The 15,150-nt window shown below is 61.9% G+C and carries 18 protein-coding genes and 1 tRNA gene; 7 read left to right on the top strand and 12 right to left on the bottom strand.

Annotated elements, in window-relative coordinates:
- Positions 1 to 28 precede the first annotated feature (28 nt).
- From KCG45_RS05710 to KCG45_RS05755, 10 genes are read right to left on the bottom strand one after another with little or no spacing between them, the layout of a single operon-like run.
- Positions 29 to 454, bottom strand: coding sequence for a DUF3035 domain-containing protein (locus KCG45_RS05710; protein WP_218316095.1), 426 nt, complete (start codon positions 452 to 454; stop codon positions 29 to 31).
- Between the two features lie 2 nt (positions 455 to 456).
- Entirely contained in the window at positions 457 to 987 is a 531-nt protein-coding gene (gene lspA, locus KCG45_RS05715; protein ID WP_218316096.1) for a signal peptidase II, read from the bottom strand.
- Positions 980 to 3,874, bottom strand: a complete 2,895-nt coding sequence (gene ileS / locus KCG45_RS05720; protein ID WP_218316097.1) for an isoleucine--tRNA ligase — start codon at positions 3,872 to 3,874, stop codon at positions 980 to 982. The genes lspA and ileS overlap by 8 nt, the downstream gene beginning before the upstream one ends.
- A gap of 41 nt (positions 3,875 to 3,915) precedes the next feature.
- A complete protein-coding gene (locus tag KCG45_RS05725) occupies positions 3,916 to 4,995 on the bottom strand; it encodes a glycerophosphodiester phosphodiesterase family protein (RefSeq protein ID WP_218316098.1) in 1,080 nt (359 codons plus the stop codon).
- Positions 4,992 to 5,918 (bottom strand): bifunctional riboflavin kinase/FAD synthetase, encoded by a 927-nt coding sequence (locus KCG45_RS05730; protein ID WP_218316099.1) that lies wholly within the window; start codon positions 5,916 to 5,918, stop codon positions 4,992 to 4,994. The genes KCG45_RS05725 and KCG45_RS05730 overlap by 4 nt, the downstream gene beginning before the upstream one ends.
- Positions 5,918 to 6,466, bottom strand: a complete 549-nt coding sequence (locus KCG45_RS05735; RefSeq protein WP_218316100.1) for a dihydrofolate reductase — start codon at positions 6,464 to 6,466, stop codon at positions 5,918 to 5,920. The genes KCG45_RS05730 and KCG45_RS05735 overlap by 1 nt, the downstream gene beginning before the upstream one ends.
- Positions 6,463 to 7,542 (bottom strand): 5-(carboxyamino)imidazole ribonucleotide synthase, encoded by a 1,080-nt coding sequence (locus tag KCG45_RS05740; RefSeq protein WP_218316101.1) that lies wholly within the window; start codon positions 7,540 to 7,542, stop codon positions 6,463 to 6,465. Before KCG45_RS05740 ends, KCG45_RS05735 begins: the two co-directional genes overlap by 4 nt.
- On the bottom strand, positions 7,542 to 8,036 hold the full coding sequence (purE, locus tag KCG45_RS05745) for a 5-(carboxyamino)imidazole ribonucleotide mutase (RefSeq protein ID WP_255547967.1): 495 nt from the start codon (positions 8,034 to 8,036) through the stop codon (positions 7,542 to 7,544). The genes KCG45_RS05740 and purE overlap by 1 nt, the downstream gene beginning before the upstream one ends.
- 13 nt (positions 8,037 to 8,049) lie before the next feature.
- Positions 8,050 to 8,736: a 2,3-diphosphoglycerate-dependent phosphoglycerate mutase gene (gpmA, locus tag KCG45_RS05750; protein ID WP_218316102.1), complete on the bottom strand. Its 687-nt coding sequence runs from the start codon at positions 8,734 to 8,736 to the stop codon at positions 8,050 to 8,052.
- 59 nt (positions 8,737 to 8,795) lie between these two features.
- On the bottom strand, positions 8,796 to 8,939 hold the full coding sequence (locus KCG45_RS05755) for a hypothetical protein (RefSeq protein ID WP_218316103.1): 144 nt from the start codon (positions 8,937 to 8,939) through the stop codon (positions 8,796 to 8,798).
- A 90-nt stretch (positions 8,940 to 9,029) separates the two neighbouring features.
- Between KCG45_RS05755 and KCG45_RS05760 the strand changes: the two genes are divergently transcribed.
- Positions 9,030 to 9,104 (top strand) — tRNA-Thr (locus KCG45_RS05760).
- A 40-nt stretch (positions 9,105 to 9,144) separates the two neighbouring features.
- On the opposite strand, the gene KCG45_RS05765 is transcribed toward KCG45_RS05760, so the two are convergent.
- The gene (locus KCG45_RS05765) at positions 9,145 to 9,570 is read right to left on the bottom strand and encodes an AtaL-like protein (protein WP_218316104.1); all 426 of its coding nucleotides are present in this window, start codon (positions 9,568 to 9,570) and stop codon (positions 9,145 to 9,147) included.
- Positions 9,571 to 9,751: 181 nt separating this feature from the next.
- Here KCG45_RS05765 and KCG45_RS05770 point away from each other — a divergent pair, with 181 nt between their 5' ends.
- Genes KCG45_RS05770 through KCG45_RS05795 form a run of 6 tightly spaced genes read left to right on the top strand, consistent with a single transcriptional unit; the run spans position 9,752 to position 14,210 of the window.
- Entirely contained in the window at positions 9,752 to 10,516 is a 765-nt protein-coding gene (locus KCG45_RS05770) for an SDR family NAD(P)-dependent oxidoreductase (RefSeq protein ID WP_218316105.1), read from the top strand.
- Positions 10,517 to 10,563: 47 nt separating this feature from the next.
- Entirely contained in the window at positions 10,564 to 11,532 is a 969-nt protein-coding gene (locus KCG45_RS05775; RefSeq protein ID WP_218316106.1) for a thiamine pyrophosphate-dependent dehydrogenase E1 component subunit alpha, read from the top strand.
- Positions 11,532 to 12,518 carry an alpha-ketoacid dehydrogenase subunit beta gene (locus KCG45_RS05780; protein WP_218316107.1) on the top strand — a complete coding sequence of 329 codons (987 nt, stop codon included), beginning with the start codon at positions 11,532 to 11,534 and terminating at the stop codon, positions 12,516 to 12,518. The genes KCG45_RS05775 and KCG45_RS05780 overlap by 1 nt, the downstream gene beginning before the upstream one ends.
- Positions 12,519 to 12,536: 18 nt before the next feature.
- Complete coding sequence (locus tag KCG45_RS05785) at positions 12,537 to 12,767, top strand: biotin/lipoyl-containing protein (protein WP_218316108.1); 231 nt, start codon at positions 12,537 to 12,539, stop codon at positions 12,765 to 12,767.
- Between the two features lie 4 nt (positions 12,768 to 12,771).
- Complete coding sequence (locus KCG45_RS05790) at positions 12,772 to 13,281, top strand: nuclear transport factor 2 family protein (RefSeq protein ID WP_255547968.1); 510 nt, start codon at positions 12,772 to 12,774, stop codon at positions 13,279 to 13,281.
- Positions 13,281 to 14,210 (top strand): SDR family oxidoreductase, encoded by a 930-nt coding sequence (locus KCG45_RS05795; protein WP_218316110.1) that lies wholly within the window; start codon positions 13,281 to 13,283, stop codon positions 14,208 to 14,210. The genes KCG45_RS05790 and KCG45_RS05795 overlap by 1 nt, the downstream gene beginning before the upstream one ends.
- 182 nt (positions 14,211 to 14,392) lie before the next feature.
- Here KCG45_RS05795 and KCG45_RS05800 read toward each other — a convergent pair whose 3' ends face one another.
- Positions 14,393 to 15,145, bottom strand: coding sequence for an SDR family NAD(P)-dependent oxidoreductase (locus KCG45_RS05800; RefSeq protein WP_218316111.1), 753 nt, complete (start codon positions 15,143 to 15,145; stop codon positions 14,393 to 14,395).
- Positions 15,146 to 15,150 lie beyond the last annotated feature (5 nt).

The raw sequence follows: 15,150 nt of genomic DNA on the forward strand, positions 1-15,150 counted from the left end.
AAGGCCCTCACCAGCACGCTCAGCCCAATCAGCCCGGGATGACTGCCTGCGCGGCCTGACCGTCACCCTCTGGTGCAGCAATGATGTCGCGCGTCACGCGGCCCTTGGCCACTGTGTTGGTGTCGGGATCGCCAACCTGGCTGCGAATGCCGGGCGCGGCTGCGCCTGCACGGTCGAGCGCGCTCGTTTCGATCTCGCTGCGCGGTGCAGGGCCGCCGAACAGGGCCTCGAGTGCCTGTTCCTGCGCGGTACCTTCGGCCGGGCGCGGCGCACCGGGCGCGGGCGGGCTCAGCGTGAAATCGGGCGGAACCACCAGCGGTGCCTGGCGCTGCACGGCGAATTCATCCGGACGGTCGCGATTGAAAATCCCGCTGCCACCGCACCCGGCCAGCATGGCGCTGCCTGCGGTCAGGAGGATGGCGGTTTTCAGATTGCGCCCAGTGAAAGCAAACATGTTCAATTCTCCGATGGGATGCTTTTCGCATCCAGTTCGTCCTCATCCTTTTCGCGCAGGAACAGGCTCCGGGCAAGGATAATGACAACGCCGATGGTGATAGCCGCATCGGCGACGTTGAAAATAAGGAATGGGCGGAAATCCCCGATATGCAGGTCGGCATAGTCGATGACATAGCCGAGGTTCCAGCGGTCGCGGATATTCCCGATCGCGCCGCCCAGAATCATAGCCAGTCCGATGATGTCGCCGAGCTTCTTCTCGCGCAGCATCCACACGAACACGATGAGCGCGATGGCTGCCGTCATCAGCACGAGCAGATACCGCATCTCCATATTGGTCGCCTGCAGCATGCCAAGCGAGATGCCCCGGTTCTCGGTATAGGTGAGATCGAAGAACGGCAGCAGCTCGATATTGCGCACCTCGCGCAAGGCAAGCGGGCCGACCACATACGCCTTGATCGCCTGATCGGCGATCGCGATGATTGCGGCGAGCAGCAGCCCGATCACACGGTGGCGCGTCAAAAGATTAGCCACTGACCGTTTCCTCGCCGACGACCGATGCGCAGCGCCCGCAGAGCGCGCCGTCTTCGGGCACGTCGGGCAGCAGGCGCCAGCAGCGCCCGCATTTGGAATCGGTGGATTTCGAGACCCTCACTTCGTCCGCTTGCCCGCGCGTCACTGTCCCGGTGATGAACAATTCGGCGAGCAGTGCGTCGCTGACGCCTTCGGGCACGGCATCTGCGGGCACGGTGACAATTGCTTCGTTGCTGGACCGGATCACCTTGTCACGGCGCAGCGGTTCGATGGCTTCGGTCACGCGTTCACGCAGGCTGCGCAGCTTTTCCCATTTGGCGCGGTCGGAAGGCACGGCGGGCACCGATGGCCATTCGAGCAGGTGGACGCTGCCGTCCTGCTCGCCGTCTTCGGGATAGCGGGTCTGCCACACTTCCTCTGCGGTGAAGACCAGCACCGGCGCGGCATAGCGGACGAGCGCGTGGAACAGCAGATCGAGCACCGTGCGATAGGCGTTGCGCGCGGTGCTCTCCGGCCCGTCGCAATAGAGCGTATCCTTGCGGATATCGAAGAAGAACGCGCTGAGGTCCTCGTTGCAGAAATCGACGAGCAGGCGGGTGTAGGTGTTGAAATCGTATTCCTCTGCGGCGTTGCGCAGTTTCCCGTCGAGCTCGCTCAGCAATGACAGGACGTACAGCTCGAGCTCGGGGATCTCGCCGCTGTCCGACATGTCGCCAATGAACCCGTCGAGCGCGCCGAGGAGATAGCGAAAGGTGTTGCGCAGGCGGCGATATTGATCGCCGACGCCCTTGATGATTTCGTCGCCGATCCGGTGGTCTTCGGTGAAATCCACGCTGAGAGCCCATAGCCGGATGATGTCGGCGCCGGTCTGCTCCATCATCTTGACCGGATCGGTCGTGTTGCCGAGCGATTTTGACTGTTTCTTTCCCTTGGCATCCATGGTGAAGCCGTGGGTCAGGACCTGATCGTAAGGCGCGCGACCGCGCGTCGCGCAGCTTTGCAGCAGCGAAGACTGGAACCAGCCGCGATGCTGGTCGGAGCCTTCGAGATAGAGGTTGGCGGGCCATTGCAGATCCGGCCAGCGCCCGCTTTCAAGCACGAAGGCGTGGGTGCAGCCCGAATCGAACCAGACATCGAGGATGTCGGTCACCATTTCGAATTCGTCGGGATCGTAGTCCGCGCCGAGAAATTCGGCCTTTCGTGCCTTTTCCCAGGCGTCAACTCCATCGGCGCGGACGGCTTCGACAATACGGTGATTGACCGCTGCGTCTTTCAAATAACTGCCGTCTTTTCTCACAAACAACGTGATGGGGACGCCCCACGCGCGTTGACGGGAAAGCACCCAGTCGGGCCGCCCTTCGACCATGGAGCCGATACGGTTCTGGCCCTTCGCCGGGATGAATTCGACCCGCTCGATCTCGGACATGGCGCGGGAGCGCAGCGTGCCGCCCTCGGGAAGGTCCTTGTCCATCGGGACGAACCATTGCGGGGTGCAGCGATAGATGACCTTGGCCTTGGAGCGCCATGAATGCGGGTAGGAGTGTTCGTAATCGGCAGAGGCGCTCAGCAGCGCGCCTGCTTCGCGCAGATCGTTGCAGATCGGTCCGTCTGGCGCGTTGAAAGGCTTGTTGATGACGCTGCGACGGCGTTCGTCAGCTCCGCCGAGCCACAGCCAATCGTCCCGGTAGCGTCCATCGTCCATGACGGCGAATTGTGGTTCGATGCCGTGCTCGCGGCAAAGCTCGAAATCGTCCTCGCCGTGGTCGGGCGCCATATGGACAAGGCCGGTGCCGCTATCGGTGGTGACGAAATCGCCTTCGAGCATCGGGCGCGGCGTCGCGTAAAACCCGCCGAGATGGCGCATCGGGTGGCGGACCTTGGTTCCGGCGAGGTCGGAGCCTTTGATTACCCACGGTTCATCTAGCGCGCACTGCAAGGCCTTAAACAGCAGTCCGTCCGGATTGACGTGGCCGACCGCGCGCTCGCCAGTGATCCGTTCTAAAAATGGATGGATAAGTTCCTCTGCAACAAGGAAGTAGTGCGGGTTCTCGTGCGTCCAATCCGGTGCATCAAACACGTGGTAACTTATGTCAGCGCCGTAAGCGATCGCCTGGTTGACCGGTATCGTCCACGGTGTTGTCGTCCAGATAACCGCGTGAATTGTGGCTCCGCCGTCCAGCAAATTCTGAATGACCGAGCCTGCTGCTGCTTCAGCAACCTCGAACGCCACATCGATCTGCGGCGAGTCCGTCAGGTCTTCGTACTCAACCTCGGCCTCTGCCAGCGCGGTCTTCTCAACCGGCGACCACATGACCGGCTTTGACCCGCGATAGAGATTGCCCGCCTCGGCAAACTTGCAAAGCTCGGCGACAATCGTTGCCTCCGCCTGAAAATCCATCGTCAGGTAGGGATTGTCCCAATCGCCCATGATGCCGAGCCGCTTCAGCTGTTCGCGCTGGGTGTCGACCCATTTGTGTGCGTAGGCGCGGCATTCGGCGCGGAATTCGCGTGCCGGAACCTCGTCCTTGTTCTTCTTTTTCTTGCGGTACTGCTCCTCGACCTTCCATTCGATCGGAAGGCCGTGGCAGTCCCAGCCCGGAACGTAGGGCGCGTCCTTGCCCAGCAGGTTCTGCGTGCGGCAGACCATGTCTTTGAGGATATGGTTCAGCGCATGGCCGATATGCATGTCGCCATTGGCGTAGGGCGGGCCATCGTGGAGGATGAACTTCTCGCGCCCGGCCCTCGCTTCACGCAGTTTCTCGTACAGACCAATCTCGCGCCAGCGCGCCTCGATGCCCGGCTCCTTCTGCGGAAGGCCGGCTTTCATCGGGAAACCGGTCTTCGGCAGGAAGACCGTGTCTTTGTAGTCGCGTTTGGAGTCAGCCATAGGGGAGGGCCGTTAGGGCATTACGCGCCCGCAATAAAGCCTCATTGATCGACCCTCTGGTCCTTTCTGCGCCTTTCCAGAGCCGCCTGCGCCGCATCGATCTCTTCCTGAGTTCGGTTGTCGAAGCGGGGGATGAGCGGGGGAAGGGTGGTGAAGGCGTCGTCGGTCCATACGTAGCCGTTGAAACTGCTGGGGATTTCCGTCAGCTGTTCGGGCAGAGTAATGCCGTGAACGGGTCCGGAGGCTTTGCTGACAGGCCCTTCGATCAGGATTTCCCCGTCATACGCCTCCATCCGGGCAATCAGCCGGTTGGGCCATCCCCAAAGCAGCGTCTGGTCATCGAGGGAGATGAGCATGGTGCGCCCGCGGCAACTGGAAGGCAGCATTCCGGTCCAGCCGGATACCGTGTAGTCGGCAGTGCACTGCCGCGCTGCGTCGGGGTTGAAAGCCCATATGCCCGCATACACTTCGCGGATGCGGCCGATTGCTGCGGCATCGCCGTAAAATGCATCGCCTCTTTCTTCCGGATCGCGGCCCGCCGCCCGGTACGCCGCTGCCACCGCATCGATCAGCGCAGGATCGTCCGAGGCGAGATGGACCATCAGCCGTCCTCGAGGTGGGATCGCGGTGAGGATTTCTTCGAGTGTCGGGATGACGGCCGCCTTCCCGCGGAAAGGTGTTTTCCCTGCCTCAGAGGCGACCTCAGCGACGCTATAGCCGTATCCGGCATCGAGCGTTTGCAACTGTTCCAGCGAGGTGCCGTTCAGGGCGCCTTTCCCGTCGGTCAGACAGGAGAGGTCGCTTTCGGAATGGAGGACGGCGATCCCGTCCGCGGTGACCATGGCGTCCACTTCGATCAGCCACCCACCCATCCTGTCGGCGCGCAATATGCTGGCCTTGGTGTTGGGAAGGTGATCGTGGACCGGAGGCGCCACCATGGGCGAGGCGCACTCGGCATTGCGGTCGCCAGTCGTACCGATCAGTTCAGGCGCGAGGGCCCGATGCGCGATCTGCTTCGGCGCGCCCTTGGGATCGGGCGCGAGCCAGCTCGCATTCGTGATCGACAGGATCAGGATAAGGACCGCGATGGCCATCCCGCCCCACAACGCAAATCTCTTCATGAAAGCAGCCGCCGGGCCTCGGCGCAGTCACGCTCCATCTGGTCTGTCAACGCATCGAGCGTGTCGAATTTCGCCTCTCCGCGCAGGAAATGGTGGAAGGCGACTTCGATTTCCTGGCCGTAAAGATCGCCCGAGAAATCGAAGAAGTACGGCTCCAGCAGTTCCTTCGGCGGTTCAAATTGCGGGCGAATGCCCAGGTTGGCTGCACCTTTCAATTCCTCGCCGGTGCTGAGGATGCGCCCCGTCACCGCGTAAACACCGTATTTCGGGCGCAGGTAGCTTTCGACCGACACATTCGCGGTGGGATAGCCGAGTTTGCGCCCGTTCTTGTCGCCATGCTCGACGATGCCTCGGATCGCAAATGGCCGGGTGAGAAGCTGCGCGGCGAGCTGCGGATCGCCTTCACGCAGCGCCGCGCGCACACGGCTGGACGACACGACATCGCCGTGCCCTTCCACCGGCTCGACCACGCGCGATTTCAGGCCGTGCGCGCCCCCAAACCCGCGCAGCAGATCGACATCGCCTTTCGCGCCCTGGCCAAACGTGAAGTCTCCGCCGGTCACGACGCCATGCGCGCCAAACCGCTCGCACAGGATTTCCGTGATGAAGTCCTCCGCGCTCGTCCCGGCAAGCTCCCCATCGAAATGGAACACCAGCATCGCGGTTGCGCCGGCGGCGAGATAGAGTTCCTGCCGCTGTTCCAGCGTGGTCAGGCGAAACGGCGGCACGTCGGGTTTGAAAAAGCGCACAGGATGAGGGTCGAATGTCGCGATGATCGAGGGGCGTCCCTCGTCATGTGCCCACCGGATCGCCTCGCCCGCGACGGCCTGATGACCGGAATGGAAGCCATCGAAATTGCCGAGCGCGATCACCGCGCCGCGAAGCGCATCGGTGACGGGTTCACGGTGATCGAGCCAGCGCATCAGGCAATGCCCCGCGCTTCGTGATCGGGCGCGCGTTTATAGGTGACGAACGCGTAGGCCGGCGTGTCTCCGTCGGCGGCGAATTCCTTGCGCGCGGTAACCATCCACTCTTGGCCGAGCGGCTTCATGAACGTGTCGCCGGGATAGTCGCAATCGATCTCGGTCACTTCGATCCGCTCCGCGAGCGGGCGGAATACATCGTAGATTGCTGAGCCGCCAACGACACAGATTTCGCGAGCCTCATTGTCCCGGCGCGCGAGCGCGAGCGCTTCCTCGACCGTATGGGCGATTTCCGCGCCGTCGCTGTCCCAGTTTTCGCGGCGCGACAGGACAATGTGGCGGCGACCCGGCAGAAGACCCGGCAGGCTCTCGAATGTCTTGCGGCCCATGATCATCGGCCGGCCGAGTCCATCGGCGCCCATTGTCAGCGCCTTGAACCGCTTCAGGTCGGCGGGCAGGTGCCAGGGAAGCCGCCCTTCAAACCCGATCGCACCGTTGGCTGCGCGGGCATAGATCAGAATGATTTTCGGTTCGGCGGTCTGGCTCACGGCAGGGTATGGCTCACTCGAGTGACGTGACCCATCTTGCGTCCGTCCTTCGCCTCGCGCTTGCCATAGAGATGCAGGTGCGGTTCGCCCTCTTCGGCAAGGATCTGATGCGCGGTGAGTGCATCCTTGCCGACGATATTGCGCATGTCGATGCTGGCAAAACGCGTTGCGGTCTCGCCCAGCGGCAGACCGCAAATCGCGCGGATATGGTTTTCGAACTGGCTCGTCGCCGCGCCTTCGATTGTCCAGTGCCCGGAATTGTGAACGCGCGGTGCCATTTCGTTGAACACAGGCCCGCTTTCGGTGGCGAAGAATTCAAGCGTGAGCACGCCGACATATTTGAGCGCCTCCGCGGTCTTGGCGGCAATGGTCCGTGCCTCTGCAACCTGCGCTTCGACGCGGCTGCCTGCGGGCAGAACCGAATGGACCAGCATCCCGCCTTCGTGCGTGTTGGCCGAGGAATCCCAGAACCGGATTTGCCCGTCATTCCCGCGCACGAGGATCACCGAGAACTCCGTTTCGAATTGCACCATGCCTTCATAAATGCAGGGCCTTCCCGGAAAGCGCACGCCCTGTGCGCCGTGGGCGTTGGCGATGCGCCATTGCCCTTTGCCATCATAGCCATCGCGCGCGGTTTTCAGGATGCCGGGGGCCCCGATCCGCTCGACCGCAGTGGCGAAATCCTCATCGCTTTCGACCCGCAGATAGGGCGCGCATTGCGCACCGATCTGCTCGACGAAGGCTTTTTCCTGCAACCGGTCCTGCGCGATGCCGAGTGCCACCGGATGCGGGGCGAGCATATTCTCGGGGATCGCTTCGACGGCGCCGAGAGGGACATTCTCGAATTCCCAGGTCACGATGTCGCATTGCGATGCAAAGGCCGCGATGGCCTCGGTTTCGCCCCAGCCATTCTCGAAGAAGTCGGCGCAGGCCGTACTGGCTACGTTGTCTCCGGGCGGAGCGTAACCGATGGCGCGGTACCCGAGCTGCGCGGCGGACATCGCCATCATCCGGCCAAGCTGGCCGCCGCCAAGGATGCCGATCGTCGATCCGGGAGGAAGAGGTGCGCTGGCCATCAGTCTACCGGGGTCTCGGCGACATCGGCGGTGCGCGATGCGCGCCAGTCCTGCAGCCGCTCGGACAGGTCTTCATCGCCGAGCGCCAGGATCGCTGCGGCCATCAGGCCGGCATTCTTCGCCCCGGCCTCACCGATGGCCAATGTGCCGACGGGCACACCTGCGGGCATCTGGGCAATCGAGAGCAGGCTGTCCCAGCCCGACAGGGCTTTCGACTGAACCGGCACGCCGAGCACGGGTAGATGCGTCATCGCCGCGATCATGCCAGGCAGGTGCGCTGCCCCGCCTGCGCCCGCGATGATGACATCGAATCCCTCACCCTCGGCCCCTTTGGCAAAGGCGCTCATGCGGTCGGGTGTGCGGTGGGCGGAAACGATCCTGGCTTCGTGATCGACTTCCAGCTCCTCTAGCACTTCGGCCGCGCATTTCATCGTTGGCCAGTCCGATTGGCTGCCCATCACGATCGCGACCCGTCCTTTGCCGTCTGGCCCCATATTCGTCAGGTCCTCAGCTGTCTTTCAAATAGTACCGTTCCCCCGGCACCATATCGTGATCGAAGTCGTAGACGATCGGTTGGCCCGTGGGAATCTCCAGCCCCGTGATGTCCTCATCGGAAATGTTCGAAAGATGCTTGACCAGCGCCCGCAGCGAATTGCCGTGTGCAGATATGATCACTGTTTCGCCGCTGCGCAGGACCGGCAGGATGTCGCTTTCCCAATAGGGCAGGACCCGCTCGATCGTCAGCTTCAGGCTTTCGGTATTGGGAACAGCGATCCCTTCATAGCGGGGATCGGCACCCGGATCGTACTTGCTGCTCGGCTCCATCGGCGGAGGCGGGGTGTCGAAACTGCGCCGCCAGATATGCACCTGTTCATCGCCGTGCTTGTCGCGCGTTTCCTGTTTGTCGAGCCCGGTCAGCCCGCCATAATGGCGTTCGTTCAGACGCCAGTCCTTGATGACCGGCAGCCACAGCCGGTCCATTTCCTCAAGCGCGAGGTTAAGCGTCTTGATCGCGCGGGTCTGGTACGATGTGAAACAAACGGTCGGGAATACGCCCTTTTCCTTCATCAGCGCGCCCGCCGCCTTTGCCTCGGCAACGCCTTTCTCGGTCAGGTCGACGTCCCACCAACCGGTAAAGCGGTTTTCAAGGTTCCACTGGCTTTGGCCGTGGCGGACGAGAATGAGCTTGGGCATTGTTCCTCCGGGCTATCGTGGGGCGGCGCATCGCTGCCTGCAAAGCAGACGCACTAGCCCTAGGTCTCGCCCTTGGAAACCCCGCTTTCGTCCGATTCGCTGCTGATGGCGCGTCCCTGCGCCTTGCGCCGCCGCAGGTTCTCTCGAAGTTTCGCCGCAAGCCGTTCCTCGCGTGATAGATTCTTGCTTTGGTCTTCATTCATATGAAATGCCATGGCTGTAACTGTGCTAGGCTTCAAGCATGGCTTGACAAGAGGCTCCGTCGCAACGATAGGCGCGCCTCTCGAAAGAGGGCCGCGGTAGCTCAGTGGTAGAGCGCGTCATTGGTAATGACGAGGCCGAGAGTTCAATTCTCTCTCGTGGCACCATTTCCCGACATTCCGACCTGAAGACAGCCGGATCTGGCGGTCATCCTTCGGCCAGCTCTTTCGTATGCAGGACAGCGCCGCGGACGGCGGCCTCCCAATCCGGTCCCTGGACCACCGCATCGGGGTCCTTCTGCGTCCAGTGCATCGTGATGTCGAGCGCGACCTTGCCGTCCTCTTCGAACACCATGTTGAGCACGTATCCGGTGTAATCGGGATCGTCTTTCAGCTTGAAGATGACGGCCATCGTGTTCGGATCGGCCCAGATGATTTCATGCACCGTCTTCTGGGTGTCGCCCTGCTGCACCGTCATTCGCCGCTCGATCGAGAGGTCGGAGAATTCCTTCACGATCTCGACTGACACGACGCCGGGCACATATTTGTCCGGACTGCGGATTTTGTCGACCATCAGGTCCCACACGCGCTCCGCGCTCGCATCGATCGCGGTCTTGTGACTGGTGAAGGGCATTTCTGTCTCCTCGAACGGGCCGTGATTGCCCTTCCTGCAATTGCCGCAGCTGCGTTGGCAACGGCGAATTCGCACAGATGGAACCGCTCGGCGCGGCGATACCCCCACTTTTGACGAGTGCGCGCGGCGCCCGCTGTCCGCTATCGCTGTCCAGGTATTCAACTCTTTGGGAGAAGTAGCGATGGATCTGGGACTTAAAGGCAAGAAAGTCATCATGAATGGCGGCGCGCACGGACTGGGCCTGGCATCGCTCAAGCTTTTTGCAGCGGAGGGCGCGGACGTCGCCTTTTTCAGCCGCAAGGACGACAAGATCGAAGCCGCCAAGAAAGAAATCGACTCCGCCGGAGGCGGCAAGGTGTTCGCAGAGGTGTTCGACATGAACGATGGCGGCGATGCCTATAAAGCATGGCTGGAAAAAGCTGCGGGCGAGCTAGGCGGGTGCGATATCTTCATCCACACTGCGTCGAGTTCGGGCACGGGCGGCACCGGCGATTGGCAGAACGGGCTCGACATGGACATTATGGGCGCAGTCAACGGCGTCGAGGTGCTGACTCCGCACCTCGCAAAATCGGACAGCGGATCGATCGTTTTCATGTCCTCCACCGCCGCTCTCGAAACCTTCATCGCCCCGCAGGCTTTCAACGCGTTGAAGGCCGCGCTGATCACTTATGGATCGCAGCTGTCGCAGGCGCTCGCGCCGCAGGGCATCCGCGTAAACTGCGTCTCGCCCGGCGCGATCGAATATCCCGGCGGCAACTGGGAAATGATCAAGGCCGGCATGCGTGAACTGTACGATGCGACGCTCGCAAAAATGCCGATGGGCCGGTTTGGCAATGACGAGGAAGTGGCGAAGGCCATCGTCTTCACGGCCAGCCCTGCGGTCCCTTACATGACCGGGTCGAATATCGTGATCGACGGCGGATTCACGCAGCGTGTGCAATTCTGACCGCATCGCTGTTCCAACCGATTCCCCAATAGGAAGGCCCAAACCCAATGGCTGAAATAGAACGCGACAAGCTGCTCGATATCTACACCCGCACCATGAAGGTGAACCGAACGGACGAGAAATTCCGTGAGCTGCTGATGCAGGGCAAGGTTGCCGTCATGTATTATTGCGTGCGCGGGCAGGAGCTGGTCTCCGCCGCCGCCATGGCTGCGCTCGACGACGACGATTACGTCGTGTGCACCTATCGCGGGCAGGGTGAACAGACTGCCAAGGGCATCCCGATCAAGAAATGGTGGGGCGAATGCCTCGGCAAGGCGACCGGCACGTGCAAGGGCAAGGGCGGCACGATGCATATCACCGACCCCGACACCGGCATCATGGTCACGACGGGCGTCGTTGGCAGCGGCATCCCCATCGCCAACGGCCTTGCCATGGCGAGCCAGAACAATGGCGACGGACGCGTGACGCTGGTGAGCTTTGGCGATGGCGCAGCCAATATCGGCGGATTTCACGAAGCGATGAACATGGCCCAGCTGTACAAGCTGCCGGTCGTCTTCCTGTGCCAGAACAACCGTTACGGTGAGCACACTGCCTATGCCGACCACACCGACAGCCCGGATATTTCCAGCCGCGCCGAAGGGTATGGGATGAAGGGGATCAAGGTCGACGGGAACGACGTCAACCAGGTCTACCCCGCAATGCAGGAAGCGGTCGATCACGCCCGCAGCGGCAAGGGTCCTGTCCTGGTCGAGGCCATGTGCTACCGCATGATGGGCCACTTCTTCGGTTCGGATTTCTCCTACATGCCCGAAGAGCACATCGCCGAAATGAAGTCGGAAGACCCGCTGCCGAAATTGCGCAAGGTCATGCTGGAACGCCAGTTCACCGAGGAAGAGCTCGACAAGATCGTGGCCGATATCGACGCCGAAATCGAAGAGGCGGTTCAGCACGCGCTCGACGCGCCGCTGCCGGACACCGACGAAATTTACAAAGACGTGCTTGAGGAGACCGCCTGATGGGCAAGATAACCATGACGCAGGCGCTCAACCTCGCCATCGACGAGGCAATGGCCGAGGATGACGGCGTTTTCTGCCTCGGCGAAGATGTTTCCGCCAAACAGGGCGGCGGCGTGTTCAAGGTCACATCGGGCCTGACCGAGAAATATGGCGAGCACCGCATCCGCGCCACGCCGATCTCCGAAACGGCGATCATCGGCGCGGCGGTGGGCGCGGCGCTGGCCGGTCAGCGGCCGATTGCGGAAATCATGCTGATGAATTTCGTCGGCGTCTGCATGGACCAGATCGTCAATCACGCGGCAAAACTGCGCTTCATGTCGGGCGGCCAGACACCGTGCCCGATCGTGATCCGAACCACGACCGGCGTGGGTGTCGGGTTCGGCGGACAGCATTCGGACATGCTGGAGGCATGGTTCGCCCATGTCGCTGGGATGCATGTGGTTACGCCGTCCAACGCCGCTGATGCGCGCGGACTGATGCGCTCTGCCATCGATGCCAACGATCCTGTGATCTTCATCGAGAACATCCTCTGCTACGGGCTCGAATCCGAGGACCCGGGCGAGGGATACCGCGTCCCGCTGGGCAAAGCGGCAGTTGCGCGGGAAGGCACCGATCTCAGTCTCATCACGTATGGACGGACAGTGCTCGATGCGCTCGAAGTTGCAGGCGAGCTTGAAAAAGAGGGTATCAGCGTCGAGGTGATCGATCTGCGCACGATCGCGCCTTATGATGAGGAAACGGTACTCGCCAGCGTCAACAAGACCGGGCGCGCGCTGACCCTGCACGAAGCGGTTCGGCCCTTCGGCGTCGGCGCGGAAATCGCCGCGAACATCCAGGAAAAATGCTGGGACAAACTCAAAGGCCCGGTGCGCCGGATCGGCGGCACATTTTCCGCCGTGCCGTTCGCCTCACATCTGGAGCAGGCATGGATACCGCAGAAAAGCGATATTGCCGGCCAGATCAAAGCGAGCGTGGGCAAGTCCTAAAAGGGGGAACAGGAACCGATGGCAGACGAAATCCGCATCCCGAAACTCGGCATGAGCGCGACCGAAGTCACTCTGTCGGAATGGATGTTCGGCGAAGGCGAGCAGGTGTCCAAGGGTGATATCATCTACACCGCGGAAACCGACAAGACGACGGTCGAGATCGAGGCGCAGGCCTCCGGCACGATCCATCCGACGGGCGAGGAAGGCACGAAGTACAAGGTCGGCGACGTGATCGGCACGATCGGGTAGTCTGATGCCCTCGAATAGCGAAACGGTAGGGCGACAAAGCACGCCCTCGAATAGCGAAGCGGTAGGGCGACAAAGCACGCCCTCAAATAGCGAAGCGGTAGGGCGAAAAGAACGCACCCCGCGCGAAATCCAATCTTCCATCTATGCCGCGGCGGGTGCGCGCGACTGGGAGACGGTGGAATCATTGCTTCACGCCGATTTCGTGCTCTACGAGGCCGATTGCCTTCCCTTCGCAGGCGAATGGCGGGGCAAGGACGCGCTGCAGCGCTGCGCGGCTGCGATGTATGGTACCTGGGCCGAGGCCAAGGTCGACATTCACGACATCACCGGCGGCGATACGCACGCAGTGACAGTCCTCACGCTGACAATGACACCCAAGGGCGCTGACGGCCTTGGGGGCGAGCCCTTCAGCCAGACCGTGTGCGAAATGGGCGAATTCGAAGATGGGCTGATGAAGAGCCTGCGCATCCATTATTTCGATGCGGAAGAGGTGGCACGGAAGGCAGCCGAATAATGACAATCGAGAAAGTCTGCTTCCTTGGCGCGCCCGCCGATCAGGGGCAGCCGCTGGTTGCCGAACTGCTCGGCGCGGGCTTCGGAGTCACCGCCGGGGTCCGGCGGGAGGACGCGATGGCGGGCACGCCGTGGCCCGACCTGCCGACGGTCCACGCCGATATCACCGACGCGGACGCGATGGCGCGGGCTTTCGCCGGACAGGACGCCGCCGCGTTCCACCTGCCGTTCGAGTTCGACCGGGAGAAAGCGGCGCATTTCGGTCGCCAGATTGCCGAAGGGGCGAGGCGTGCGGGCCTTAAGAAGATCGTGTTCAACACTGCCTGCTATGTCGCGGACCATGATCTGGGCCTTTCGGCCCATGATGGCAGGCGCGATATCGAGCGTGCGCTCGAAGAGACCGGGATACCTTGCGTGTTCATCGAGCCGACCGTGTTCATGGACAACCAGTACCGGATCTGGACCCGCCCGCTGATCATGCGCGACGGGATCTTTGCCTATCCTGCGAAGCCCGATCTGAAGATCAATTGGGTCTGTCTGGAGGACGTTGCACAGGCGATGCGCCGCGCGCTCCAGACCGATGCCGCAGATGGGATGCACGTGCCGCTTGGTGGGCCGCAGGCGCTGGTCGGTGACGAGGTCGCCGCAAACCTGTCAAAGGCGATAGGCAGGCCAGTCCGTTTCCAGAGCCTCGCGCCTGAAGAATTCGCGGCTCGCATGAGCGAGCTTGTCACCGGATCGCGCGAAGTCGCGCCGCTCAGCATCTATGACGGGATGGCGAAATTCTACGCTTTCTATAATTCTCGGGCCACATCGCCGCTTGTGGTCGATCCGCAGAGTGCGACCGATCTGCTTGGCATGGAGCACACCTCTCACCTCGACTGGGCGAAGTCGAAGGACTGGAGGGACGGGTTGGAGGGCCTGGTGTAAAGCGCTGAAAAGCGCTTTCCTACAGAGGGCGCCGGGTGGCATGGATCCAGGCTCTTTGAAACCAGAAAACCGCGATCGTGTTGGACAAGTGTCACCTACAGGCATGGTGAAGTTCATGAGGAAATTCAGCAATTTGGCGATTTGGACATGGGTGACAACCGGCCAGATTTGTCACCCGTTCCTTATAGCGTCTGTCCGTCGTCTAGCACGAAATCGCTGCCAGTCACGAACTCGGCGGCGTCCGAACACAGGAACAGCAGAGGCCCGTCTAGCCCCTCTTCACCCATCAGCCGCCGTTTCGGGAACCGGGCTATCTGCTTTTTGCCCGGCTCGGTATCGAACCAGTCGTCGTTGATAGCGGTGCGGATATAGCCGGGCGAGATGGTATTGACGCAAATTCCGGCGCGCGCCCATTCGCGGGCCATGCTGCGCGCGGCTTGCACCACGCCAGCCTTGCTCGCAGCGTAAGCGACAAGGCCGGGGGAGGGCTCGAATGCGGTGATCGAGGCGATCATCACGATCCTGCCTTTCGGAGTGCCTGCCGCCATCATCCGCCGCGCGCCTTCTCTTGCTGTGAGTATCGCGCCCTTCAGATTGATCGCTAGCGTGCGTTCGATCTCTTCTTCGGCAATATCGTTCATCATCCCGGCACCATCCACGCCGGCATTTGCAATGACCGTATCGACCGTTCCGAACGCGTCTTCGGCCGCATCGAAACCAGCGATGATGTCGGCCTCGCGCGCCACATCCATCTCCACCGCGGCGGCGTTCGCACCGATTTCGGAGGCGAGTGCTTCGAGCCGGTCCTTGCGCCGTGCGCCCAGGGCAACGTTCGCTCCATTGGCGGCAAGGAGGCGCCCGAAACGTGAACCAAGACCCGAAGACGCGCCGGTGATGAGCGCGGTGCGCCCTGATAGATCGACTGCAATGCTCATGGTTT

The sequence above is a fragment of the Erythrobacter ani genome (genome assembly GCF_019204025.1).
GTDB classification, from domain to species: Bacteria; Pseudomonadota; Alphaproteobacteria; order Sphingomonadales; family Sphingomonadaceae; genus Erythrobacter; species Erythrobacter ani.

What these genes read in the sequence shown, in the direction of transcription:
- KCG45_RS05775 (WP_218316106.1), top strand. Translation starts at nt 10,564, where the DNA reads ATGGCTGAAATAGAACGCGACAAGCTGCTCGATATCTACACCCGCACC.
- KCG45_RS05730 (WP_218316099.1), bottom strand. Translation starts at nt 5,918, where the DNA reads ATGCGCTGGCTCGATCACCGTGAACCCGTCACCGATGCGCTTCGCGGC.
- KCG45_RS05770 (WP_218316105.1), top strand. Translation starts at nt 9,752, where the DNA reads ATGGATCTGGGACTTAAAGGCAAGAAAGTCATCATGAATGGCGGCGCG.
- KCG45_RS05785 (WP_218316108.1), top strand. Translation starts at nt 12,537, where the DNA reads ATGGCAGACGAAATCCGCATCCCGAAACTCGGCATGAGCGCGACCGAA.
- KCG45_RS05740 (WP_218316101.1), bottom strand. Translation starts at nt 7,542, where the DNA reads ATGGCCAGCGCACCTCTTCCTCCCGGATCGACGATCGGCATCCTTGGC.
- KCG45_RS05755 (WP_218316103.1), bottom strand. Translation starts at nt 8,939, where the DNA reads ATGAATGAAGACCAAAGCAAGAATCTATCACGCGAGGAACGGCTTGCG.
- KCG45_RS05790 (WP_255547968.1), top strand. Translation starts at nt 12,772, where the DNA reads ATGCCCTCGAATAGCGAAACGGTAGGGCGACAAAGCACGCCCTCGAAT.
- KCG45_RS05710 (WP_218316095.1), bottom strand. Translation starts at nt 454, where the DNA reads ATGTTTGCTTTCACTGGGCGCAATCTGAAAACCGCCATCCTCCTGACC.
- KCG45_RS05800 (WP_218316111.1), bottom strand. Translation starts at nt 15,145, where the DNA reads ATGAGCATTGCAGTCGATCTATCAGGGCGCACCGCGCTCATCACCGGC.
- gpmA (WP_218316102.1), bottom strand. Translation starts at nt 8,736, where the DNA reads ATGCCCAAGCTCATTCTCGTCCGCCACGGCCAAAGCCAGTGGAACCTT.
- purE (WP_255547967.1), bottom strand. Translation starts at nt 8,036, where the DNA reads ATGGGGCCAGACGGCAAAGGACGGGTCGCGATCGTGATGGGCAGCCAA.
- ileS (WP_218316097.1), bottom strand. Translation starts at nt 3,874, where the DNA reads ATGGCTGACTCCAAACGCGACTACAAAGACACGGTCTTCCTGCCGAAG.
- KCG45_RS05725 (WP_218316098.1), bottom strand. Translation starts at nt 4,995, where the DNA reads ATGAAGAGATTTGCGTTGTGGGGCGGGATGGCCATCGCGGTCCTTATC.
- KCG45_RS05795 (WP_218316110.1), top strand. Translation starts at nt 13,281, where the DNA reads ATGACAATCGAGAAAGTCTGCTTCCTTGGCGCGCCCGCCGATCAGGGG.
- KCG45_RS05780 (WP_218316107.1), top strand. Translation starts at nt 11,532, where the DNA reads ATGGGCAAGATAACCATGACGCAGGCGCTCAACCTCGCCATCGACGAG.
- KCG45_RS05765 (WP_218316104.1), bottom strand. Translation starts at nt 9,570, where the DNA reads ATGCCCTTCACCAGTCACAAGACCGCGATCGATGCGAGCGCGGAGCGC.